Raw genomic sequence first — 21834 nt, forward strand, 5'->3', positions numbered from 1 at the left:
AACGGGTATGGATGCGCGGCCAAAAACCGAGCAGGTCAGACGGGCCGTAGTCAGCCCGTCCGACCTGTTCGGAAGCGGTAGGTCCAGAAGGAACTAGTTCTTCTGGATCTGGTCGAAGGAAAGCTCGACCGGCGTCTCGCGGCCGAAGATCTCCACCAGGCCCTTGACCTTCTTGGAGTCGGCGTTGATCTCGTTGATGGTCGCCTGGAGGGTGGCGAACGGGCCGTCGGTGACGGTGACCGAGTCGCCGACCTCGAAGTCCAGCACCTGGACCTCGACCTTGCGCTGCGGGGCGGGCTTGCCCTCGGCTTCGGCGGCCTCGCGGGCGGCCTTCTCCTCGGCCTCCGGGGCGAGCATCTTGACGATCTCGTCCAGGGTCAGCGGGTACGGGTCGTACGCGTTGCCCACGAAGCCGGTGACGCCGGGCGTGTTGCGGACGACGCCCCAGGACTCGTTGGTCAGGTCCATGCGGACCAGGACGTAACCCGGCAGCTTGTTCTGCTTGATCGTCTTGCGGTCGCCGTTCTTGATCTGGACGACCTCTTCCTGCGGCACCTCGGCCTGGAAGATGTAGTCCTCGACGTTCAGCGAGACGGCGCGCTGCTCCAGGTTGGTCTTCACGCGGTTCTCGTAACCGGCGTACGTGTGGATGACGTACCACTCGCCGGGAAGGGTGCGCAGTTCCTCGCGCAGGGCCTGGACGGGGTCGACCGGAGCGGCCGGCTCCTCCTCGACGGCCTCGGCGGCGGCGTCCTCGTCGCCCTCCTCGGCTTCCTCGTCCTCGGCGGCCTCTTCATCGTCCGCGTCGTCCGCGTCGTCGGCGTCCTCGATGTGCAGCGCGGCCTCCTCGGCCGGCTCGCCCGCCTCGGCCTCGGCAGCCTCGAACTCGTCCTGCTCGTCCGCGCCCTCGACGATGTCGAGCTCGTCGTCCACCATCTCGGCAGCGTTCCCGCGAGACTCGGTGGCGTCGTCGTTCAGGTTCGGGTCAGACACGATGGCTGCTTCTTCCTGGTTACATAGGGGTGGAACATGCGAAAACGGGCGCCGGTGCCACGGCGCCCTTCGCTCTTGGCTCAGCCGAAGACGTACTTGGCCGCGTGGTTGAGCCCATAGTCAATCACGGTCACCAGCGCGATCATGATGGCGACGAAGAAGATCACCACGGTGGTGTACGACGTCAGCTGGTTGCGCGCGGGCCAGACGACCTTGCGCAGCTCCGCGATGATCTGGCGGTAGAAGGTGGCCAGGCGCTTCAGCGGGCCCTTCTTGGCGCGCTTGCCGCCCTTGCGGGCCTTCTTCTTGGCCTCAGGCACTTCGTCCTGGGCATCAGGCGTATCGATGGAGCCCACGGCGTCCGTCATAAACCTCACCTGATCCCGGGTCGTGGCCGTGCCGCGCCCGGTTTGAGCCGCACGGCGGTGCATTGCTGTACGTACAAGCGCACACATCCTGGCGGTGTGTGTAGCAGGGCCGGAGGGACTTGAACCCCCAACCGCCGGTTTTGGAGACCGGTGCTCTACCAATTGAGCTACGACCCTTTGCGTGTCCCCCAACGTACCGCATCCGGCTGGGTGCTAGGTGTGCACCGGTCCCGCCTGCGGCTGCTGAAGGCCAACGAGGAGAGAGTGTACGTGGTCCGGGGCCCGGCGTCGAACAGAAAGTGGCCGCCCGCGCCCCCGGAAACGAAGATCGTCCAGGCCGGGGGCCGTATTCGGATACCTGTTCACGCCTCGACCCGATGCCGTTCAGAGTGTGAAACCCGCGTGCCCCGGACATTTCCGGTCTGGAACCATGGGCGGCATGAGCGCTGCAACCCCTCCCACCGAGCGCCGGGTCTCCGCCCGAGTCGGCGCGATCTCCGAGTCGGCCACCCTCGCCGTGGACGCCAAGGCCAAGGCCCTGAAGGCCGCCGGGCGACCGGTGATCGGCTTCGGCGCCGGTGAGCCCGACTTCCCCACCCCGGACTACATCGTCGAGGCCGCGATCGAGGCCTGCAAGAACCCGAAGTACCACCGCTACACCCCGGCCGGCGGACTGCCCGAGCTGAAGGCCGCGATCGCCGCGAAGACGCTGCGCGACTCCGGCTGGGAGCCCGACGTCTCCCAGGTCCTCGTCACCAACGGCGGCAAGCAGGCCATCTACGAGGCGTTCGCCGCGATCCTCGACCCGGGCGACGAGGTCATCGTCCCCGCGCCGTACTGGACCACCTACCCGGAGTCGATCCGGCTCGCCGGCGGTGTGCCGGTGGAGGTCGTGGCCGACGAGACCACCGGGTACCGCGTCTCCGTCGAGCAGCTTGAAGCGGCGCGCACGGAGAAGACGAAGGTCGTGCTCTTCGTCTCCCCGTCCAACCCGACCGGCGCGGTGTACTCGGAGGCCGAGACCGAGGCGATCGGCCGCTGGGCCCTGGAGCACGGCCTGTGGGTGCTCACGGACGAGATCTACGAGCACCTGGTCTACGGCGACGCGGTCTCCGTGTCCCTGCCCGCCCTGCTGCCCGAGCTGCGCGACAAGTGCATCGTGGTCAACGGCGTGGCGAAGACGTACGCCATGACCGGCTGGCGGGTGGGCTGGGTCATCGGCCCCAAGGACGTCGTCAAGGCGGCGACCAACCTCCAGTCGCACGCCACCTCGAACGTGTCGAACGTGGCGCAGGCCGCCGCGCTGGCCGCCGTCTCCGGTGACCTGACGGCCGTGGCGAAGATGCGCGAGGCCTTCGACCGGCGCCGCAAGACGATCGTGCGGATGCTGAACGAGATCGACGGTGTGCTCTGCCCGGAGCCCGAGGGCGCGTTCTACGCCTACCCGTCGGTCAAGGCCCTGCTCGGCAAGGAGATCCGCGGCAAGCGCCCGCAGAACTCGGTCGAGCTGGCCGCGCTGATCCTGGAGGAGGCCGAGGTCGCGGTCGTCCCGGGTGAGGCCTTCGGCACGCCGGGGTACCTGCGGCTGTCGTACGCGCTCGGCGACGAAGACCTGGTGGAGGGCGTGAGCCGGATCCAGAAGCTGCTGGCGGAGGCCAGGGACTGAGCGTTCCTCCGTCCGGCGGGAGGGTCTGTCCTGGGAACGTTCCCAGGACAGACCCTCCCGCTTGTTTGTGCGGGCAAGACCTCGAACGGGGAAACGGCTACCGGGAAACCGGGGGTGTGCGGCAGGATCTGGGAATGGAGCGTGTACGTGATCTCTCTGAGCTGCCGAAAGCCCATCTGCACCTGCACTTCACCGGCTCGATGCGGCCGAGCACCGTGCTGGAACTGGCCGACAAGCACGGCGTGCGACTGCCCGACACGCTGTCGGAGGCCCTGACCAGCGGCGAGCCGCCGAAACTCCGGGCCACGGACGAGCGGGGCTGGTTCCGCTTCCAGCGGCTGTACGACGCGGCGCGCTCCTGCGTGCGCGAGCCGGAGGACATCCAGCGGCTGGTGCGGGAGGCCGCGATGGAGGATCTGCGGGACGGCTCGGGCTGGCTGGAGATCCAGGTGGACCCGACGTCGTACGCGCCCCGGCTCGGCGGTCTGATCCCGACGCTGGAGATCATCCTGGACGCGGTGGACAGCACCTCCCGGGAGACCGGTCTGGGGATGCGGGTCCTGGTGGCCGCCAACCGGATGAAGCACCCGCTGGACGCCCGCACGCTGGCCCGGCTCGCGGTGCGGTACGCGGACCGGGGCGTGGTGGGCTTCGGCCTCTCGAACGACGAGCGGCGCGGGATGGCGCGGGACTTCGACCGGGCCTTCCACATCGCGCGCGAGGGCGGCCTGCTGTCGGCCCCGCACGGCGGCGAGCTGACCGGCCCGGCCTCGGTGCGGGACTGCCTGGACGATCTGCACGCGGCGCGGATCGGGCACGGGGTGCGCGCGGCGGAGGACCCCCGGCTGCTGAAGCGGCTGGCCGACCGCCAGGTGACCTGCGAGGTGTGCCCGGCGTCCAACGTGGCCCTCGGCGTCTACGAGAAGCCCCAGGACGTGCCGCTGCGCACCTTCTTCGACGCCGGGGTCCCCATGGCCCTGGGCGCCGACGACCCCCTGCTGTTCGGCTCGCGGCTGGCCGCCCAGTACGAGATCGCCCGCCGTTCCCACGGCTTCTCCGACGCCGAACTCGCCGAACTGGCCCGCCAGTCCATCCGCGGCTCGGCCGCCCCGGCGGACACGAAGGCGGCGCTGCTGGCGGGCGTCGACGAGTGGCTGACGTCGTGACGGTGTCTACGCCCGGGCCGTCTAGAGGCTGACGCCCACCATCACCGGCTCGTTGACCAGGGTGATTCCGAAGGCCTCGCGCACCCCGGCGACGACCTCGCGGGCCAGGGCGAGCAGGTCCTCGGTGGTGGCGTCGCCGCGGTTGGTGAGGGCGAGGGTGTGCTTGGTGGAGATGCGGGCGGGCCCGGTGCCGTACCCCTTGGTGAAACCGGCCTTGTCGATCAGCCAGGCCGCGGAGGTCTTCGCACGCCCCTCCCCCGCGGGGTAGGCGGGCGGCTCGACACCTTCGCCGAGCCGCTCGCGCACGCGCGTCCGGAACGCGGCGAACTGCTCCTCGCCGAGGATCGGGTTGGTGAAGAAGGAGCCGGCCGACCAGGTGTCGTGGTCCTCGGCGTCCAGGACCATGCCCTTCCCGGCGCGCAGCCTCAGCACGGTCTCGCGCGCCTGGGCCAGCGGCACCCGGTCACCGGGCTCGACCCCGAGCGCACGGGCCGTCTCCGCGTACCTGACCGGCGCCGACAGCCCGCCCGCGTCCTCCAGCTCGAAGCGGACGCGCAGGACGACATGGCGCTCGGGGTCGGCCTTGAAGCGGCTGTGGCGGTACGAGAAGGCGCACTCCTCGCCGGACAGCGTGACCGTCTCACCGGCGCGCCGGTCGTAGGCGATCACCTCGGAGATCGTCGCGGAGACCTCCTGGCCGTACGCCCCCACGTTCTGGATCGGCGTGGCCCCCGCGGACCCGGGGATCCCGGCCAGGCACTCGATCCCGGCGAGCCCGGCCGCCACGCTGCGGGCGACGGCGTCACTCCACACCTCACCGGCCGCCAGCTCCAGGGTGGTCCCCCGCAGCTCCACCCCCCGGGTGGCGATCCGCAGCGCGGTCCCCTCGAACCCCTTGTCCCCGATGACGAGGTTCGACCCCCCGCCGACGACCAGCAACGGAGTCCCGCTGTCGTCCGCCTCCCGGACGGCGTCGATCACCTCGGCATCCGTCCCGGCGGTCACCAACCGCATCGCGGGACCACCGAGCCGAAACGTGGTCAGCGGGGCAAGGGGGGCGTCGTGGAGTACGTGCACGGGGCCAAGACTACGAGACGGCTCCGACAGCGACGTCAGCTGTCGGCGGACGGTCGTACGGGAAGGGCGGCCGGTCAGCCCGCCGTGGGCTCCATGGCCTGGGTGGCCGGTTCCACGGCCGTCGGCCGGGGGCCGGTGAGGCGGGGCGGGATGGCCAGGGTGGCCAGTGCGGCGAGGGTGACCGCGGCGGCGCCGGTGGTCAGGGCCGGGCGCAGGCCGTCGACGAAGGACCCGGCGGAGGTGTAGCCGCCGTACGCCGAGAAGATCGACGACATGACGGCGATGCCGAGCGCGCCGCCGACCTCGCGCAGGGCGTTGTTCGCGCCGGAGGCGATGCCCTGCTCGTGGGGCCGGACGCTGGACATGACGAGGTTGGCGGCCGGGGCGAAGTACAGGGCCATGCCGGCGCCGCTGAGGACGAGGCCGGGCAACTGGTCGGCGTAGGAGGCGTGCGTGGTGACCACGCACGCCAGGTAGCCGAGGCCGGCGGCCTGGAGGAGCAGGCCCATGGCGACGACCGGGCGGCCGCCCACCCGGTCGGACAGGAACCCGGCGATCGGCGCGACGACCATCGGCATACCGGTCCACGGCAGCATCCGGAGCCCCGCCTGGGTGGGCGAGTAGCCGAGCACGTTCTGCATGTACTGGCTGAGCAGGAAGATCGAGCCGAACATGCCGACGAACATCAGCAGGCTCGCCGCGTTGATCCCGGAGAAGGCGCGGGAGCGGAAGAGGCGCATCGGCAGCATGGGGTGCGCGGCGCGGGAGCCGTGGACGACGAAGGCGAGGAGGAGTGCGCCGCCGGCCGACAGCGCGGTCAGGACGACCTCGTCCGTCCAGCCGTCGGAGGGGCCGCGGACCAGGCCGTAGACGATCCCGAACAGGCCGCCGCCGGCGAGCAGGGTGCCGGGGGTGTCCAGGCGGGCGCCGGCGCCGTGCGACTCGGCGAGGCGGAGGCGGGCGAACGGCAACGTGATCAGGCCGAGCGGAACGTTCAGCCAGAAGATCCAGTGCCAGGACGCGTGTTCGGTGAGGCTGCCGCCGATGAGGGGGCCCGAGGCGACGGCGAGACCGTTGACGGCGCCCCAGATGCCGTACATCATCCCCCGCCTGGCGGCGGGCACGGCCACGGTCAGCAGGGTCAGCGTCAGCGGCGTCATCACGGCCGCGCCCACGCCCTGCACCGCGCGGGCGGCGATCAGGGAGCCGATGCCAGGGGCCGACGCCGCGGCGGCGGAGGCGGCGGTGAAGATCGTGAGCCCGGCGATGAACAGCCGCCTGCGCCCGAACCGGTCGCCGAGCGCGGCGCCGAACATCAGCAGGCAGGCGAACGGGAGGGTGTACGCGCTCACCGTCCACTCCAGGTCGTCCAGCGCCCCGCCGAGATCCTCGCGGATGGCGGGCAGGGCGGTGGTGACGACGAGGTTGTCCAGGGCCGCCATGAATCCGGCGACGCTGGTGACGAGGAGGGCCCAGACGGCGCTCCCGCGGGTCTGTTGGTTCTGCTGATTCTGCTGGGTCTGCTGTGACATCGCTCCCCCAGGGAGATGGGCTCCCGGTTCGTGTTTGGTTAGTTATTGATGACTAACTCTTGCGGGCGTGCGTATGCGCCCACCCATGGGCCCCCGCCCCGCCTACGCTTCCGGCCCGCCCGTTCCACGCTCGACGGGGACCGGCTCCAGCCCCTCCCACACCCGGTGCTCGCGCGGGAAGCCCATGGCCACCAGGGAGTTGATGAGCATTCCGTACGCCAGGAACTCGGTCGTGCCGGTCACGTCCGCGCCGAGCGGCAGGTGGACCGCGTCCCACAGCCGCGTCCAGCCGGCCCGCACGGCCTCGCCGAACTCCCGGTCGCCCTCCTGTTCGGCGGCGGCGACGGCCAGGTACATCTGCATCTGCATCATCAGCCGCGAGGGCTGTTCCGTGATGGCCGCGGTGTAGGCCTCGGCCATGGCGTGCTTGGCCTGTTCCCCCTCCAGGCCCTCGGTCGCCTCCTCGAACATGCGGATGGTGTCCTCCACGCAGCGTTCCGCCGCCGCCAGGAAGATCGCCCGCTTCCCCGGGAAGAGCCGGAAGAGGTACGGCTGCGACACGCCGACCCGCCGGGCGATGGCCTCGGTGGAGGTGCCGTAGTAGCCACCTCGGCCGAACTCCTCCATCGCCGCGCGGACGACGCTTTCGCGCCGCTCTTCTGCACTCATCCTGGGCATGGAAGTAAGTTAGTACTCAATTACCTCGATTGCCAGTTGCCGCGGTTGAACAGTTTCCGTGATCGCCCCTTGCCGTGATCGCCCCTTGCCGCAAGAGACGCGGGTGCGCGTAAGGGGCGCCCTGCCATGAGGACGCCCCTTACTCACGTACCGCTGCCGCCGCCGGGTGTCAGGCGAGTCGTACGACCGCCCGCGCCATCCCCAGCACCTTCTGCCCGGCGCTGGTCGCCGTGAGGTCCACGCGGACCGCGTTGTCGTCCAGCTTGGCCGCGACCTTGGCGCTGACCTCGATCAGGGCGCCCTCGTCGTCGTTGGGCACGACCACCGGCTTCGTGAAGCGCACGCCGTACTCCACGACCGCCCCCGGGTCGCCGAGCCAGTCCGTGACCACGCGGATCGCCTCGGCCATGGTGAACATGCCGTGCGCGATGACGTCCGGCAGGCCCACCTCCTTGGCGAACTTCTCGTTCCAGTGGATGGGGTTGAAGTCCCCGGAGGCGCCCGCGTAGCGCACGAGCGTGGCGCGCGTCACAGGGAAGGTCTGCGCCGGCAGCTCGGTGCCGACCTCGACGTCGTCGTAGCCGATCTTCGCCGTCATCAGCCGCTCAAACCCCCTCGGCCGCACGGGCCACGAGCTTGGTCCACGCGGTCACGACGAGTTCCCCCGCCTCGTCGTGCACCTCACCGCGGATGTCCAGGATGTCGTTGCCCGCGAGGGACTTGATCGCCTCGATCGTGGAGGTGACCGTCAGCCGGTCGCCGGCCCGGACCGGGCGGCGGTAGGCGAACTTCTGGTCGCCGTGCACGACCCGGCTGTAGTCCAGACCGAGCTGCGGGTCCTCGACCACCTGGCCGGCATCACGGAAAGTAATCGAGAACACGAAGGTCGGGGGGGCGATCACATCGGAATGCCCGTACGCCTTGGCGGCCTCCGGGTCCGTGAACACCGGATTGGTCTCCCCCACGGCCTCGGCGAACTCACGGATCTTCTCCCGGCCCACCTCGTAGGGCGCGGTGGGCGGATAGGTCCGCCCCACGAAGGACTGGTCGAGCGCCATGGCCCGGCACCTCCTGATGTCTGGTGTGAGGGTCCCAAACTATCCGGGCCCCGACCGTGAAAACGCCGCGAGGCCGCCCCCTCGGAAGGGGACGGCCTCGCGGACGAGCCTTTTATCGCGTTTCGCGGTGCGCGGTGTGCGCGTTGCAACGCGGGCAGTGCTTCTTCATCTCAAGACGGTCCGGGTTGTTACGCCGGTTCTTCTTGGTGATGTAGTTCCGCTCCTTGCACTCCACGCAGGCCAGCGTGATCTTCGGGCGGACGTCGGTGGCAGCCACGTGAGTGCTCCTAAGACGAACGGATGGGCTTTGTTCAACGCAGAAAAGAGTAGCCGATTGAAGGACCGACCCCACAATCGGCTACTGTCAGTAGCGGTGACCGGACTTGAACCGGTGACACAGCGATTATGAGCCGCTTGCTCTACCGACTGAGCTACACCGCTTTGATGAGATCGGATCCCGTCTCGCGACGGGAACCTCTCACACCAGAGCCCCAAAACGGAATCGAACCGTTGACCTTCTCCTTACCATGGAGACGCTCTGCCGACTGAGCTATTGGGGCGAGCGATGAAGACATTACACGGTCCGCCGCCGTTCGCCCAAATCCATATCCACGGGGCGCGGGACCGCCCGCGAGCCGCCTGCGACGGCCCCGGCGGGTGTGGTGCCGGAGCCCTCCCGGAGGGGTGCGGCACGGCACGCGGGCGGGCCGGGCGGGCCACGCCGGTACGACTATTGCGCTCCTGCGCGACCTGTGCGGCTCGTCACCCTAGGCTCGACCCGTCCTGTGTGATCTTGGGGCGCCCCGAGCCCCCGGTCGCCGTTTCCGGCACGTCACAGGCCCTCCTGCCCTCCCCGACCTTGGAGCGCGATGCCCGACAGCCAGCCGCAGCCGCACCCGCCGTCGAACTCGTCGAACCCCTCGGGCGGCCTGCTGCTGTGCGGGGCACGGCTGACCGACGGCCGGACCGTGGACGTACGGCTGGGTGGCGGGCGCATCGAGGCGGTGGGCACCGCGGGCAGCCTGGCGCGGGGTCCGGTCCCCGCGGGCGCCCAGCGGGTGGACCTGACCGGCTATCTGCTGCTGCCCGCCCCGGCGGAGCCGCACGCCCACGGCGACACCGCCCTCTCCGCCGAGCGGCCCGGCCCGGCCTCGTACGCCCCCGAGGACGTCCAGCGCCGGGCCACGGAGGCGGCGCTGCTCCAGCTCGGGCACGGGGCGACGGCGGTACGGGCGCACGTGCGCGTGGGCGACGTACAGGGGCTCGGCGCGCTGGGCGCCGTCCTGCGGGCACGGCGGGCGCTGCGGGGGCTCGCGGAGCTGACGGCGGTGGCGATGCCCCGGCTGCTGACGGGGGTGGCCGGGGCGGACGGGCTGGCGATGCTGCGGGACGGGGTGAAGATGGGCGCGGCGGCGGTGGGCGGCTGCCCTGACCTGGACCCGGATCCCACGGGCTACGTGGAGGCGGTCCTGGAGGTGGCCGCGGAGCACGGCCGGCCGGTGGACCTGCACACGGACGCCGCCGATCCGGCGCGGCTGTCCCGGCTCGCGGCGATGGCGGGTGGTCTGCGCCCCGGCGTGACGATCGGGCCGTGCGCCGGTCTCGCGCGCCTGCCCGCCGAGGCCGCCTCCCGCCTCGTGGACCAGCTCGCGGCGGCCGGGGTGACGGTCGTGTGCCTGCCGCAGGGCGGCTGCGGCGGCACCGACCGGCGGGGCGCGGCTCCGGTACGGCTGCTGCGCGCGGCCGGGGTCCGGGTGGCGGCGGGCAGCGGCGCCCTGCGGGACGTGTCGAACCCCGTGGGCCGCGGCGATCCCCTGGAGGCCGCCTACCTCCTCGCCTCCGCCCACGGGCTGCGCCCCCAGGACGCGTACGACGCCGTGAGCGCCACGGCCCGCGCGGCGCTGGGCCTGCCCCGGGTCCGCGTGGAGGCGGGGTTTCCCGCCGAACTCCTCGCCGTCCGCGGCGACCATCTGCCGGGCGCCCTCTCGCTGGCGTACAGCCGGATCGTGATCCACCGCGCCCGGGTGGTGGCCCGTACGAGCGCGGTGCGCGAGTACCGCGACTCGGCGGCGGCCTCGGAGCTGGGGCTGCCGCGGCAGGGGCGCGGCGAGGTGCCGTAGGACCGGCCGGGGCCCGGCTTGCCCGGGGCCGACCCGTGCGCGATCGGGGGTGTTCGGGCGTACGGTCGGAAGCATGCGCATTGTCATCGCTGGTGGTCACGGTCAGATCGCGCTACGGCTGGAGCGGCTGCTCGCCGCGCGTGGGGACGAGGTCGCGGGGATCATCCGCAGGGCGGAACAAGGCGACGATCTGCGGGCGGCCGGGGCCGAGCCGGTGGTGCTCGATCTGGAGTCCGCCTCGGTGGAGGACGTCACGGAGGCGCTGCGGGGCGCGGACGCGGCGGTGTTCGCGGCCGGCGCGGGTCCGGGCAGCGGTACGGCCCGCAAGGAGACGGTGGACCGGGGCGCGGCGGTGCTCTTCGCGGACGCGGCCGTGCGCGCGGGCGTACGCCGGTTCGTGGTGGTGTCCTCGATGGGCGCGGACGCCACGCACCAGGGCGACGAGGTGTTCGACGTCTACCTGCGCGCCAAGGGCGAGGCCGACGCGTACGTGACCCGTCAGCAGGACCTGGACTGGACGATCCTGCGGCCCGGCTCGCTGACCGACGACGCGGGCACCGGGCTGGTCCGCCTGGAGGCGCACACCGGGCGCGGCATGGTCCCGCGCGACGACGTGGCCGCCGTACTCGCGGAGCTGGTGGACACGCCGGCGACGGCCGGTCTGACGCTGGAGCTGACGGGGGGTTCGACGCCGGTGTCGGTCGCGGTGAAGTCGGTGGCGGGCAACTGAGGCCGTACCGGCGGGCGGCGGGGAACCGAGGCCGCGCCGACGGGAGTTGAGGGTGCCTCAGAACAGCGGTAGCTGACCGGGGAACTCGGGTACGACGTAGCCGTCCAGCGTCGGTTGCGCGGCCCCGAGTCCGGCCTGCCGCCGGGACCCCTCGCAGGAGACGAGCCGCGCTTCCTCCCGTGCTCCGGGCGGATCGTGCCGCGCGAAGCGGCCCGCCACGACGGCGATCTCGCGGTGGCACACGGGGCAGGCTCTGCGTCTGGAGGACATGCCGCCAGTGTGCCCGCTTCAGGTGCGCGACTCCGCCTCCCAGCGCTCGGGGCCCACCCCGCGCCAGTCGATCAACGGCGAGTCCGCCACCTGCTCCGGCTCGATCTCCAGCCCGGCCCGCCGCAGGAACTCCACCAGGTCCCGCACGTTGTGCGCGAGCCCCAGGATCTCCCCGTCCACCCGCACCCGGCGCCCACCGCTCGGTGAGGGCAGTTGCACGACGATGGGGCGCTTCCCGGCCATGCCTCCAGCATCGTCCGGACCGGGGACGGCCGCACCCGCACCGGGATCCTGTTCCGGATCCGACGATCGATATTCGTTCACTCGTTCGATTCTAGTGGCATTGCCACGCTCCCCGCGTGCCCCGTGTGCCCTGCCGCTTGTTCCGCGTCGGGTAACAATCGCCGTCGCCCGCCTCGAAGCGTGGTGGGACGCCTCCGATACTGCGGACACGGGGAGCGTGACCGACGGGGGGACCAGTGGGAGCCGGACGGGTCAGACGAATGACGGCATGCGGCGTGTTCTTCCTCGCCCTCGCCGGTTGCACCGACGGGGAGCACGAGCGGGACGCGCACCGTCCCACCGCGCCGGGCCACTCATCGGCTCCGGCTGCCACAAAGGCCCCGGCGGCGGTCGCGGGGCCGGCCCCGGCCGGTGGACGCGGCAGCGGGGCTCGGGCCGAAGGACGGCGCCCTGGCCGGCTTGCTCAGCACGACGACGCTCCCCGGCGAACGCCCCAGACCGCCCCGGGAGGCGGTGGTGGTCGTCCGCCGGGGCGACGAGAACATCAGGGACTTCGGATGGATCTCGGGGGACGGCTTCTGCCTCGGCCACACCTACCGGAAGGCCTACACGATCACCTGCGGCTCCTCCGACGCCGGCACCGCCGCCCCCACCCCCTTCACGCCCGGGGTGGACAACAGCGTCGCGCGCACCGTCCACCGGATGCAGGGGTTCACCGACCCCCTGCCGGCCCCGCTCGGCGACCCGCCCCACCAGCGCTACTACACGCTCACCATCGTCCTCGACGACCCCGGCCCCTTCCGCCTCGACGGAGACGATCACCGGGGCGTCCTCCACCAGGCCAGAGCCGTGCTGGCACCGGGCCGCACGGTCACCTTCCTGGAGTGGGGCTACTCCGGCCCCGAACTGCCGCCGCACCCCAAGGTCTGCAGCACCTCGACCGGCCGCTGCGTCGACGACCCCACGTGACTCCGGGGGCAGCGCCGGCATGGGCTCATGGCGACTCGAACAGACCCCGACAACGAGAAACCCCCTCTGACCAGGTATCACCTGATCAGAGGGGGTCTCCCTCAGCGTGAGGTCACCCCCGGCGGTGTTCGCCCCACCACGGCAGGATCGGAGGCAGGTCGCTGAGGCCGCGGGCCGGCCGCTTCGGCATCGGCGACTCCCCATCGTCCCCGTCCCAACGGCGCGCGTACTGGTCCGGGAGGTTGCCCCATCCCCAGTAGGAAACCGGGCGGTCGGGCACCTCGCCGAGTTCCTCGAGGGGATCGATACGCTTCTCCGCCACCGTGCACAGGTGCGCCCAGTCATCACCCATGTCGAAGACATAGGCGAACTGTTCGCCGGCCTGCAGCCTGCTCAGCTTGGTCACATGGCCGTCCACGGTGCCGTCCGGGGCTTCGCCGTCCCACCAGTCCAGCGGGCTGACGTGGGTGGCGTCGGACAACGTGAACAGGTGCAGGTGAGCCAAGTCCCAGCGGGCGAAGGCGAGATCGATGGCCGAGGCGAGTTGCGCGAAGGAGTGCGACCGAGCAGCGGCGAACACCCGGCCGGGACGCGGCCACAGGTCCGCACCGTGACCGGAGACCAACTCCACACGGATCGACAGCCAGGTACGAGCCACGTCAACAACCCCTCATGCCAGATCCGCGAGCCAGCACCGAGGCTACTGACTGTGACAGCCGACTGGGGAATCGAGCTGGCCGTACGTGGGGAATTTCTGCTGGCCGCCGTCGACTGTGGCGCACCTGATCACCTACCGGGCAGGATCGAGCTGCGTTGTAGCGGCTTCCTGGTCTTCGGGGAGCGGCGGATCTAGGGGGCTGGCAGTGGGACAGACCAGGACGCAGGAAGCCCACGGCAGGTGGGCACAAGAGGCCTACTTGGTTTTGGTCGGTGTAGCACGCAGCTATCACGCGGTCATCACCTACAAGGAACTAGCGGAAGTGATCCAAGAAAGGTCCGGCGTCCGTACTCAGGCTCCAATGCGGTATTGGATCGGCTCTGTGCTCGGGAAGGTAGTCCGCGAAGCCCACAGGAGAGGCGCCCCGCCGCTGACGGCTGGAGCGTCATGATTCGCGAGATGCCCCCGGCCTGACCTGCGCGAATCAGGAAGCTGCACTCATACGACCAGCCCACACGCTTTCGAGCGGTCCGCATGAAGCGCGTCGACTGATGAGCGGCGGCCGGTGCTCCGTTGCGACCCGACACCGGCCAGTTCAATCGAACAGCGCCCACAGGTGAGAGATCCGCGCGACCGACACGACGACGACGAGCACGGTCGTCAGCAAGCCGGCTGCCGCGTGGCGCCACGAGCAGAACACACGCGGTATGCGCCGCTCTGGCAGCGGGCCATCGCACTGCAGGCACGTACGGCTCTTGGTTCTTCGTCTGCTCTGCGCCTCAGGTCCCCCACCCATGGGGGCGACTTTAATCGTTCTCGCTGGTCCAGACGCCGCGCCCTTCCAACCATCACGCCGGCGCTCGTGAAGACGAAGACGGGCATGCCCGATGCCGCCCTCACACGACGCGCCCTCCGGCTGGGCGTTCAACCGGAACCGGTGGAGCGTGACCCCGCCGGACGATGTCGCACGCACCCTGGAGCTGGACGGACGACGGCTCGGCGCACGAGACGTGTCATCTGAAGACCCGAGCCGAGAAGAACTCCCGACCGTCCCCCTCGCACTTCGTTCGCATGCTGCGGGAGCACATCGCCACCCAGGGCACGGCGCCCGATGGCCGGCTCTTCCGGACCAACCGCAATGGTCTGCTGCCAGAGACCGCCCCTACGACCTTCGGCACGCCGGGGCGTCGTTCTGGCTCAGAGTGATCATCCTCTCCCCCCGGCGGACACCTGGGGGACACGCACTGACTGACGTCGGGATATGGGCGGTACGAGGTGAGCCACGGCCGCACTTCGTGCACGTCGAACCGAACAGACTCCGACAACGAGAAACCCCCTCTGACCAGGTATTTCACCTGATCAGAGGGGGTCTCCCTCACTGTGGCGGCGCCAGGATTCGAACCTGGGAAGGCTGAGCCGGCAGATTTACAGTCTGCTCCCTTTGGCCGCTCGGGCACACCGCCAAGCTTGCTGCCAATCGAACCCGCTTTCGGCGGTGTTCCCCGGCAACGACGTAAACAATACCCGATCCAGGGGGGTGCTTCGCCACCCGATTGATCTCCACCTCTCGGCTCCCGGGGTGGCTAGGCTGGTGCGGATGCGGCCCGGCAGGATGCCGGGCCAGGCGGTCGCCGCCGCGCACGCCGGCGCGCACCGGCACGCACCGACACGCACCCCGATACAAGGAGCCACAGGACATGGCCGACTCCAGTTTCGACATCGTCTCGAAGGTCGAGCGGCAGGAGGTCGACAACGCCCTCAACCAGACCGCCAAGGAGATCTCCCAGCGCTACGACTTCAAGGGCGTCGGCGCCTCGATCTCGTGGTCCGGGGAGAAGATCCTCATGGAGGCGAACTCCGAGGACCGGGTGAAGGCAGTCCTCGACGTCTTCCAGTCCAAGCTGATCAAGCGCGGTATCTCGCTGAAGTCGCTGGACGCGGGCGAGCCCCACCTGTCCGGCAAGGAGTACAAGATCTTCGCCTCGATCGAGGAGGGCATCTCCCAGGAGAACGCCAAGAAGGTGGCGAAGATCATCCGCGACGAGGGCCCCAAGGGCATCAAGGCCCAGGTCCAGGGCGACGAACTGCGCGTCAGCTCCAAGAGCCGCGACGACCTCCAGGCCGTGATCGCCCTGCTGAAGGGCAAGGACTTCGACTTCGCGCTGCAGTTCGTGAACTACCGGTAGCGAACCGGAGCGGAACGGAGAGAAGGGTGGGCCCCTGCGGGCGCCCACCCTTCCGTGCTGTCGGGGCAGTGCTCAGTCGCGGGAGTTGCCGAAGACGACGCGGTAGGCGATCAGCAGCACCAGGGAGCCGCCGATGGCCGCGACCCAGGTGGCGCCGTCGAAGAAGTGCTTGCTGACGGGGTGGTCCAGCCAGCGGGACGAGATCCAGCCACCGACGAACGCGCCCACGATGCCGATGACGGTCGTACCGAGGAGGCCGCCGGGGTCGCGTCCCGGCAGCAGGAACTTGGCTATGGCCCCGGCCAGCAGCCCCAGAATGATCCAAGCGATGATGCCCATGGCGCCAACCCTGCCCCTTCTCGCCCGGTGCGCACGGCCACGTTCGTGAGATCTTGGTGAGGATCGGCGGCCCGCCGCGCACACGCTCGTGCCGTCTTGGTGAACAGGACGCCGGCAAACCTCCGGCCGGTTGCCGTCGCCGTGCGGGCTTTCGTCCCGGAACGTTTCCCGATCGCGCCACAAGGGCGCTGCGGTGCTGATCAAAGGCCTGATCGGCTGATACTGGTGGCATCAGGGAAGCCCGGCCGAGTGACCTGAGAGGTGTCGATCATGAAGGTGCTCAACCTGCTGCTCAACCTCCTGTGGCTGGTCTTCTGCGGCATCTGGCTGTCGCTCGGCTACCTGCTCGCCGCGCTGATCTGCTTCATCCTGATCATCACGATCCCGTTCGGCATCGCGTCGCTGCGCATCGCCGGGTTCGTGCTGTGGCCGTTCGGCCGGACCGCCGTGGAGAAGCCGGGTGCCGGCACCGGGTCGGTCGTCGGCAACGTCATCTGGGTGATCTTCGCGGGCTGGTGGCTCGCCCTGGAGCACCTGATCACCAGCATCCCGCTGTTCCTGTCGGTCATCGGGATCCCCTTCGGCTGGGCGAACCTCAAGCTCATCCCGATCTCGCTGATGCCGCTGGGCCGCGAGATCGTCCGGACGGACCAGGCGTTCGGCGGCCGCTGATCGATGTGCGGGGGCGCCGTACCTCCGGAATCATCGGTACGGGGTGACGTCGACGGGGGCACGAAGGCCTGTTCAGGCCCGGGGGAAGCACACATCCGGCATCCGTACGGAGTCCTCAGATGCCCAGGCACCACACCGGCCCGTCCACCGACGCCACCGCGCCGCCGGCCACCCGGCGGGGAGCCGGCCCTATGGGGGTGAGCGCCGGAGACTGCGGGCTGCTGCTCCTGCGGCTGGTCTTCGGGCTGTTCCTCGCGGGGCACGGGTCCCAGAAGCTCTTCGGATTCTTCGGCGGCCAGGGGCTGACGGCCACCGGCAAGGGGTTCGAGTCCCTCGGCTACCGCCCCGGCAAGCTCTTCGCGGCCATCGGCGGCCTCTCCGAGTTCCTCGGCGGCCTCGGCCTCGCCGCCGGGCTGTTCACGCCGCTCGCGGCCGCCGCGATCGTGGGCGTGATGATCAACGCCATGGTGACCGTCAGCGCCGCCCATGGGGCGTGGGTGGACAAGGGCGGGGTGGAGTACAACATCGGCATCGCCGTCGTCGCGCTCGCCGTCGCGGCCATGGGGCCCGGGCGGCTCGCGCTGGACCGGTACTTCCCGTGGGGGAAGGGCGGCTGGCCCCAGGCGGCCTTCGCCCTCGGACTCGGGGGGCTGGCGGCGGCGCTCGCACTGGCCCTGTGAGGGGGCGGTCACCGCTCCCGGTGAGGGGCCCGGCCGGTCCCGGTAGGGCCGCCGGTCCCGGCAGGGCCGCCGGTCCCGGCAGGGCCGCCGGTCCCGGCAGGGGCCGGGGTCACAGCCTGCGGCCCGCCATGCCCTCCAGGCGCGCGATCCGCTCCGCCATCGGCGGGTGCGTGGAGAACATCTTCGACAGGCCCTGCCCCGGCCGGAACGGGTTCGCGATCATCATGTGGCTCGCGGTCTCGATCCGCGGCTCGGGCGGCAGCGGCAGTTGCCGCGTGCCCGTCTCCAGCTTGCGCAGGGCGCTCGCGAGGGCGAGCGGGTCCCCGGTGAGCTGGGCGCCCGAGGCGTCCGCCTCGTACTCCCGGGAGCGGCTGATGGCAAGCTGGATCAGCGAGGCGGCGAGCGGGCCGAGGATCATGATCAGCAGCATGCCGAGCAGGCCGGGGCCCTCGTCGTCGTCCGAGCGGCCGATCGGGATCAGCCAGGCGAAGTTCACCAGGAACATGATCACCGAGGCGAGCGCGCCGGCCACCGAGGAGATGAGAATGTCCCGGTTGTAGACATGGCTCAGCTCGTGCCCGATGACGCCGCGCAGCTCGCGCTCGTCCAGCAGGCGCAGGATGCCCTCGGTGCAGCACACCGCCGCGTTGCGCGGGTTGCGGCCCGTGGCGAAGGCGTTCGGGGCCTCGGTCGGGGAGATGTAGAGCCGGGGCATGGGCTGGCGGGCCTGCGTGGACAGCTCGCGGACCATCCGGTACAGCGCCGGGGCCTCGAACTCGCTCACCGGCCGGGCCCGCATCGCGCGCAGGGCCAGCTTGTCGCTGTTCCAGTACGCGTACGCGTTCGTACCGAGGGCGATGAGGAGCGCCACGATCAGCCCGGTACGGCCGAAGAAGCTGCCGATGATGATGATGAGCGCCGACAGTCCCCCGAGGAGTACTGCGGTCCTGAGCCCGTTGTGCCGGCGGTGCACGGTACGCCCTCCAAGTGGTACAGCAGGGAACCCTTCGGTCCAGTGGACCCTCCCGCTCTGGTCAACGCCAGGCGACGGTCACAAGTTCCCAGGTGGGCGGGGGCGGACGCGGCGGCCGTACGAGTGAAGGGTTCGGTGGGCCCGCCCGGAAGGGGTCGGTGGGCCCGCCCGGAAGGGGTCGGTGGGGCCGCCCGGAAGGGGTCGGTGGGCTGGTGAGAAAGGCCCGGTGGGCCTGCTCAGAAGAGCCCGGTCGCCGCGAACCGCAGCACCAGCTGGGGTGCCCCTGACAGGGCCACGCCCGCCACTCCGGCGAGGGCGATCGCGGCGGTGAGCGGGGCCGGGACCCGGTGCCCGGCGGCCTCGCCCTCGCCCTCGCCCTCGGGGGCGCGGAACAGCAGGGCCGTCCACTGGAGGTAGTAGAAGAGGGCGATCACCACGTTGACGGCCATGACGACCGCGAGCCAGCCCAGGCCCGCGTCGACGGCCGCCGAGAACACGGTGACCTTGGCGAACAGGCCGATGATCCCCGGTGGCAGACCCGCCAGGCAGAGCAGGAAGAAGGCCAGCAGGAGGGCGGTCACCGGGTTGGTGGCGTACAGGCCCCGGTAGTCGGCGACCCGGTTCCCGGCGCGGCTGCGGCCGACCACGGCGGCCACCGCGAACGCGCCGAGGTTCACGACGGCGTACATGAGGGCGTACGCGACGGTCGAGCCGATCGCCTTCTGCGCGTCCTGCGCGTACCCGGCCGCCGCGATCGGTACGAGGAGGTAGCCGGCCTGGCCGACGGAGGACCAGGCGAGCAGTCGTACGGCGCTGTACGCGCGCGTGGCCTGCTGGCGCAGCGCGCCGACGTTGCCGACGGTCATGGTGAGCGCGGCGAGGGCGGCGAGCGCGGGGCCCCAGACATCGGCGTACGACGGGAACGCCACCACGGTGACGAGGATCAGGCCGGAGAAACCGACCGCCTTGCCGACGACGGACAGGTAGGCGGCGACGGGCAGCGGCGCGCCCACATAGGTGTCCGGCACCCAGAAGTGGAACGGCACGGCGGCCGTCTTGAAGGCGAAGCCGATCAGGGTGAGGACGACGCCCGTCTGGGCCAGCGTGTGCAGCTGACCGCCGGTGTCCGGAAGGCGTTGGGCCACCTGGGTGAGGTAGAGGGTTCCGGTGGAGGCGTAGACGAAGCTGACGCCCATCAGGCTGACCGCGGTGGCGGTGACCGAGGAAAGGAAGAACTTCAGGGCGGCCTCGGAGGACCGTCTGTCGCCGTGCCGGATGCCGACGAGGGCGAAGGCGGGCAGGGAGGCGACCTCCAGGGCGACGATCAGGGTGGCCAGGTCGCGGGCGGCGGGCAGCAGGGCGGCGCCGGCCGCGGAGGACAGCAGCAGGAACCAGAACTCCCCCGGCGGGACGCGCCGCCGGTCGTCGTCCAGGCTGGTGATCGACAGCAGGGCCGCGAGCAGGGCGCCGCCGAGGACGAGGAGCTGGATGACGAGGGTGAAGTGGTCGGCCGTGTAGCTGCACGCGCGGCCGGTGCCGGTGCCGGTTCCGGCCAGGCAGAAGGTGGCACGGTCGCCGTCCAGGAGGGGCAGCAGCATCAGCGCGGCGGCGGCGAGCCCGGCGACCGAGATCCAGCCGAGGACACTCTTGCGGGCCTCGGGGAGGAAGAGGTCGGCGACGAGCACGGCGAGCGCCACGACGGCGGCGATCAGGGGCGGGGCGACGGCGAGCCAGTCGACGGACTGGACCAGCGACGCGGCCAGGGGGTGGGCCAGCGACCCGGCGGGCTGGGCGAAGGGCTGGGCGCTCATCGGGTGCCTCCTGCGAGCAGCTGGTGCACGGCCGGGTCGGTCAGGCCGAGCAGGGCCCGCGGCCACAGTCCGGCGACGACGGTCAGGGCGACGAGCGGGGTCCAGGCCGCGAACTCGTAGCCCTGGACGTCGGCGAGCTTCGGGACCTCGCGCTCGGCGCCGCCCATGCAGACCCGGCGGACCACGATCAGCATGTAGGCGGCCGTCAGCAGGGTGCCGAACGCGCCGATCGCCATGAAGGTGAGGAAGGCGGGGCGGCTGAGGCCGGCGGCGGGTTCGAACGCGCCGAACAAGGAGAGCATCTCGCCCCAGAACCCGGCGAGTCCGGGCAGCCCGAGCGAGGCGACGGCGCCGAAGGCGAGCAGGCCGCCGAGGCGGGGCGCCCGGCCGTACAGGGCGAGGCCCGGCTGGAATCGGTGCGGCGCGGCCGAGCCGCTCGTCGCGGAGCCGCTCGTCGCGGGGCCGTGGTCGGGCGACGCGAGGGCCAGCGTGTCGAGGTCGGTGCTGCCGGTGCGCTCCTTCAGGGCGCCGACCAGGAAGAACAGCAGGCCGGTGATGAGGCCGTGGGCGATGTTGGCGAACAGGGCGCCGTTGACGCCGGTCGGGGTCATGGTGGCGATGCCGAGGAGGACGAAGCCCATGTGACCGACGGAGGAGTAGGCGATCAGCCGCTTGAGGTCGCCCTTCGCGCCCCGCCTGACCAGGGCCAGACAGGCCAGGGACCCGTAGATGATCCCGACGACGGCGAAGGCGGCGAGGTACGGCGCGAAGGTGCGGAAGCCGTGCGGCGCGACCGGCAGCAGGATCCGTACGAACCCGTAGGTGCCCATCTTCAGCAGGACCCCGGCGAGCAGCACCGAGCCGGTGGTCGGGGCGGCGGTGTGGGCGTCGGGCAGCCAGCTGTGCAGCGGCCACATCGGGGTCTTGACCGCGAGCCCGAGACCGATCGCCAGAACGGCGATGACCTGCACGGACGCGGTCAGTGACCGGCCGTTGTCAGTGGCGAGTGCCACCATGTCGAACGTGCCCGCCTTGATTCCGATCAGGAGCAGGCCGAGCAGCATGACGACGGAGCCGAGCAGCGTGAACAGGATGAACTTCCACGCGGCCCGGGTCCGCCCCTCGCCGCCCCAGCGGGCGATGAGGAAGTACATCGGGATCAGCACGGTCTCGAACGCGAGGAAGAACAGCAGCAGGTCGAGCACGGCGAAGGTCGCGAGCGTGCCGGTCTCCAGCAGGAGCAGCAGGGCGATGAACGCCTTCGGGGACGGGCCCGTGGGCGGCTTGAAGTAGGAGTACAGCGCGCACAGGAAGGTCAGCAGCGCGGTCAGCACGACGAGGGGGAGGGAGATGCCGTCGATGCCGAGGTGGATGCGCACGTCGAGCGCGGGGATCCAGCTGATGTCGGTCGTGGCCTGCATCCTCGACGGATGGTGGTGGTCGAAGCCGAGCGCGAGGGCGAGCGCGGCGGCGAGGATCACCCCGGTCATGGTGACGCCGTGGCGCAGCACGGCCTGCTCGGGAGATTTCCCCTTCAGTCCGGGCGGGGCCGGGAGAAGGACGGCGACGGCGCCGAGGAGCGGGCCGACGACGACGAATGCCAGAAGGAACCGCATCACGGACTCGTTGATATCGATCACGCCTG

General features: G+C 70.9%; 23 protein-coding genes and 4 tRNA genes. 8 read left to right on the forward strand and 19 right to left on the reverse strand.

What is annotated here, in order from left to right:
- Nucleotides 1–93 precede the first annotated feature (93 nt).
- The 3 genes from nusG to AB0927_RS13790 all read right to left on the reverse strand — a co-directional run bounded on the left by nusG (nucleotide 94) and on the right by AB0927_RS13790 (nucleotide 1538).
- A complete protein-coding gene (gene nusG / locus AB0927_RS13780; protein WP_366667762.1) occupies nucleotides 94–993 on the reverse strand; it encodes a transcription termination/antitermination protein NusG in 900 nt (299 codons plus the stop codon).
- A gap of 80 nt (nucleotides 994–1073) precedes the next feature.
- Nucleotides 1074–1361: a preprotein translocase subunit SecE gene (gene secE, locus AB0927_RS13785; protein WP_366667763.1), complete on the reverse strand. Its 288-nt coding sequence runs from the start codon at nucleotides 1359–1361 to the stop codon at nucleotides 1074–1076.
- Between the two features lie 104 nt (nucleotides 1362–1465).
- Nucleotides 1466–1538: transfer RNA gene (locus AB0927_RS13790), tRNA-Trp, on the reverse strand.
- A 262-nt stretch (nucleotides 1539–1800) separates the two neighbouring features.
- Between AB0927_RS13790 and AB0927_RS13795 the strand changes: the two genes are divergently transcribed.
- Nucleotides 1801–3027, forward strand: coding sequence for a pyridoxal phosphate-dependent aminotransferase (locus tag AB0927_RS13795; protein WP_366667764.1), 1227 nt, complete (start codon nucleotides 1801–1803; stop codon nucleotides 3025–3027).
- Nucleotides 3028–3161: 134 nt separating this feature from the next.
- Complete coding sequence (locus AB0927_RS13800; protein ID WP_366667765.1) at nucleotides 3162–4193, forward strand: adenosine deaminase; 1032 nt, start codon at nucleotides 3162–3164, stop codon at nucleotides 4191–4193.
- A gap of 21 nt (nucleotides 4194–4214) precedes the next feature.
- Here the strand turns inward: AB0927_RS13800 and AB0927_RS13805 are convergent, their stop codons facing one another.
- From AB0927_RS13805 to AB0927_RS13840, 8 genes are all read right to left on the reverse strand, one after another.
- On the reverse strand, nucleotides 4215–5270 hold the full coding sequence (locus tag AB0927_RS13805; protein WP_366667766.1) for a UDP-N-acetylmuramate dehydrogenase: 1056 nt from the start codon (nucleotides 5268–5270) through the stop codon (nucleotides 4215–4217).
- A 74-nt stretch (nucleotides 5271–5344) separates the two neighbouring features.
- Entirely contained in the window at nucleotides 5345–6802 is a 1458-nt protein-coding gene (locus AB0927_RS13810; protein WP_366667767.1) for a DHA2 family efflux MFS transporter permease subunit, read from the reverse strand.
- 102 nt (nucleotides 6803–6904) lie between these two features.
- Nucleotides 6905–7480 carry a helix-turn-helix domain-containing protein gene (locus AB0927_RS13815; protein WP_366667768.1) on the reverse strand — a complete coding sequence of 192 codons (576 nt, stop codon included), beginning with the start codon at nucleotides 7478–7480 and terminating at the stop codon, nucleotides 6905–6907.
- 169 nt (nucleotides 7481–7649) lie between these two features.
- Nucleotides 7650–8078 carry a MaoC family dehydratase gene (locus tag AB0927_RS13820; protein WP_366667769.1) on the reverse strand — a complete coding sequence of 143 codons (429 nt, stop codon included), beginning with the start codon at nucleotides 8076–8078 and terminating at the stop codon, nucleotides 7650–7652.
- 7 nt (nucleotides 8079–8085) lie between these two features.
- A complete protein-coding gene (locus AB0927_RS13825; RefSeq protein WP_366667770.1) occupies nucleotides 8086–8538 on the reverse strand; it encodes a MaoC family dehydratase N-terminal domain-containing protein in 453 nt (150 codons plus the stop codon).
- Between the two features lie 112 nt (nucleotides 8539–8650).
- Nucleotides 8651–8815: a 50S ribosomal protein L33 gene (gene rpmG, locus AB0927_RS13830; protein ID WP_003948671.1), complete on the reverse strand. Its 165-nt coding sequence runs from the start codon at nucleotides 8813–8815 to the stop codon at nucleotides 8651–8653.
- A gap of 91 nt (nucleotides 8816–8906) precedes the next feature.
- Nucleotides 8907–8979 (reverse strand) — tRNA-Met (locus AB0927_RS13835).
- Nucleotides 8980–9025: 46 nt separating this feature from the next.
- Nucleotides 9026–9098 (reverse strand) — tRNA-Thr (locus AB0927_RS13840).
- Nucleotides 9099–9407: 309 nt separating this feature from the next.
- Between AB0927_RS13840 and AB0927_RS13845 the strand changes: the two genes are divergently transcribed.
- Complete coding sequence (locus AB0927_RS13845) at nucleotides 9408–10658, forward strand: hydrolase (RefSeq protein ID WP_366667771.1); 1251 nt, start codon at nucleotides 9408–9410, stop codon at nucleotides 10656–10658.
- A 73-nt stretch (nucleotides 10659–10731) separates the two neighbouring features.
- Complete coding sequence (locus AB0927_RS13850) at nucleotides 10732–11388, forward strand: SDR family oxidoreductase (protein ID WP_366667772.1); 657 nt, start codon at nucleotides 10732–10734, stop codon at nucleotides 11386–11388.
- Nucleotides 11389–11445: 57 nt separating this feature from the next.
- On the opposite strand, the gene AB0927_RS13855 is transcribed toward AB0927_RS13850, so the two are convergent.
- Together AB0927_RS13855 and AB0927_RS13860 are read right to left on the reverse strand one after the other, a co-directional pair.
- A complete protein-coding gene (locus tag AB0927_RS13855; RefSeq protein WP_366667773.1) occupies nucleotides 11446–11658 on the reverse strand; it encodes a hypothetical protein in 213 nt (70 codons plus the stop codon).
- Between the two features lie 18 nt (nucleotides 11659–11676).
- Nucleotides 11677–11901, reverse strand: coding sequence for a hypothetical protein (locus AB0927_RS13860; RefSeq protein WP_366667774.1), 225 nt, complete (start codon nucleotides 11899–11901; stop codon nucleotides 11677–11679).
- Nucleotides 11902–12360: 459 nt separating this feature from the next.
- Here AB0927_RS13860 and AB0927_RS13865 point away from each other — a divergent pair, with 459 nt between their 5' ends.
- Nucleotides 12361–12870 carry a hypothetical protein gene (locus AB0927_RS13865; RefSeq protein WP_366667775.1) on the forward strand — a complete coding sequence of 170 codons (510 nt, stop codon included), beginning with the start codon at nucleotides 12361–12363 and terminating at the stop codon, nucleotides 12868–12870.
- 112 nt (nucleotides 12871–12982) lie between these two features.
- Here AB0927_RS13865 and AB0927_RS13870 read toward each other — a convergent pair whose 3' ends face one another.
- Together AB0927_RS13870 and AB0927_RS13875 are read right to left on the reverse strand one after the other, a co-directional pair.
- Nucleotides 12983–13528: a hypothetical protein gene (locus AB0927_RS13870; protein WP_366667776.1), complete on the reverse strand. Its 546-nt coding sequence runs from the start codon at nucleotides 13526–13528 to the stop codon at nucleotides 12983–12985.
- Nucleotides 13529–14909: 1381 nt separating this feature from the next.
- A tRNA-Tyr gene (locus tag AB0927_RS13875) sits at nucleotides 14910–14991 on the reverse strand.
- 234 nt (nucleotides 14992–15225) lie between these two features.
- Between AB0927_RS13875 and AB0927_RS13880 the strand changes: the two genes are divergently transcribed.
- A complete protein-coding gene (locus tag AB0927_RS13880; protein WP_366667777.1) occupies nucleotides 15226–15714 on the forward strand; it encodes a YajQ family cyclic di-GMP-binding protein in 489 nt (162 codons plus the stop codon).
- 72 nt (nucleotides 15715–15786) lie between these two features.
- Here the strand turns inward: AB0927_RS13880 and AB0927_RS13885 are convergent, their stop codons facing one another.
- Nucleotides 15787–16053, reverse strand: a complete 267-nt coding sequence (locus AB0927_RS13885; protein ID WP_366667778.1) for a GlsB/YeaQ/YmgE family stress response membrane protein — start codon at nucleotides 16051–16053, stop codon at nucleotides 15787–15789.
- Between the two features lie 270 nt (nucleotides 16054–16323).
- Between AB0927_RS13885 and AB0927_RS13890 the strand changes: the two genes are divergently transcribed.
- Together AB0927_RS13890 and AB0927_RS13895 are read left to right on the forward strand one after the other, a co-directional pair.
- The gene (locus AB0927_RS13890; RefSeq protein ID WP_366667779.1) at nucleotides 16324–16725 is read left to right on the forward strand and encodes a YccF domain-containing protein; all 402 of its coding nucleotides are present in this window, start codon (nucleotides 16324–16326) and stop codon (nucleotides 16723–16725) included.
- 191 nt (nucleotides 16726–16916) lie between these two features.
- Entirely contained in the window at nucleotides 16917–17405 is a 489-nt protein-coding gene (locus AB0927_RS13895; protein WP_366667809.1) for a DoxX family protein, read from the forward strand.
- A gap of 109 nt (nucleotides 17406–17514) precedes the next feature.
- Here the strand turns inward: AB0927_RS13895 and htpX are convergent, their stop codons facing one another.
- The 3 genes from htpX to AB0927_RS13910 all read right to left on the reverse strand — a co-directional run bounded on the left by htpX (nucleotide 17515) and on the right by AB0927_RS13910 (nucleotide 21829).
- On the reverse strand, nucleotides 17515–18378 hold the full coding sequence (gene htpX / locus AB0927_RS13900) for a zinc metalloprotease HtpX (protein ID WP_366667780.1): 864 nt from the start codon (nucleotides 18376–18378) through the stop codon (nucleotides 17515–17517).
- A gap of 236 nt (nucleotides 18379–18614) precedes the next feature.
- Nucleotides 18615–20189 (reverse strand): NADH-quinone oxidoreductase subunit N, encoded by a 1575-nt coding sequence (locus AB0927_RS13905; RefSeq protein ID WP_366667781.1) that lies wholly within the window; start codon nucleotides 20187–20189, stop codon nucleotides 18615–18617.
- Nucleotides 20186–21829, reverse strand: a complete 1644-nt coding sequence (locus AB0927_RS13910; protein ID WP_366667782.1) for an NADH-quinone oxidoreductase subunit M — start codon at nucleotides 21827–21829, stop codon at nucleotides 20186–20188. Before AB0927_RS13910 ends, AB0927_RS13905 begins: the two co-directional genes overlap by 4 nt.
- Nucleotides 21830–21834: the final 5 nt, after the last annotated feature.

This window comes from Streptomyces sp. NPDC048106 (genome assembly GCF_040706415.1).
In the GTDB taxonomy this organism is placed as follows: domain Bacteria; phylum Actinomycetota; class Actinomycetes; order Streptomycetales; family Streptomycetaceae; genus Streptomyces.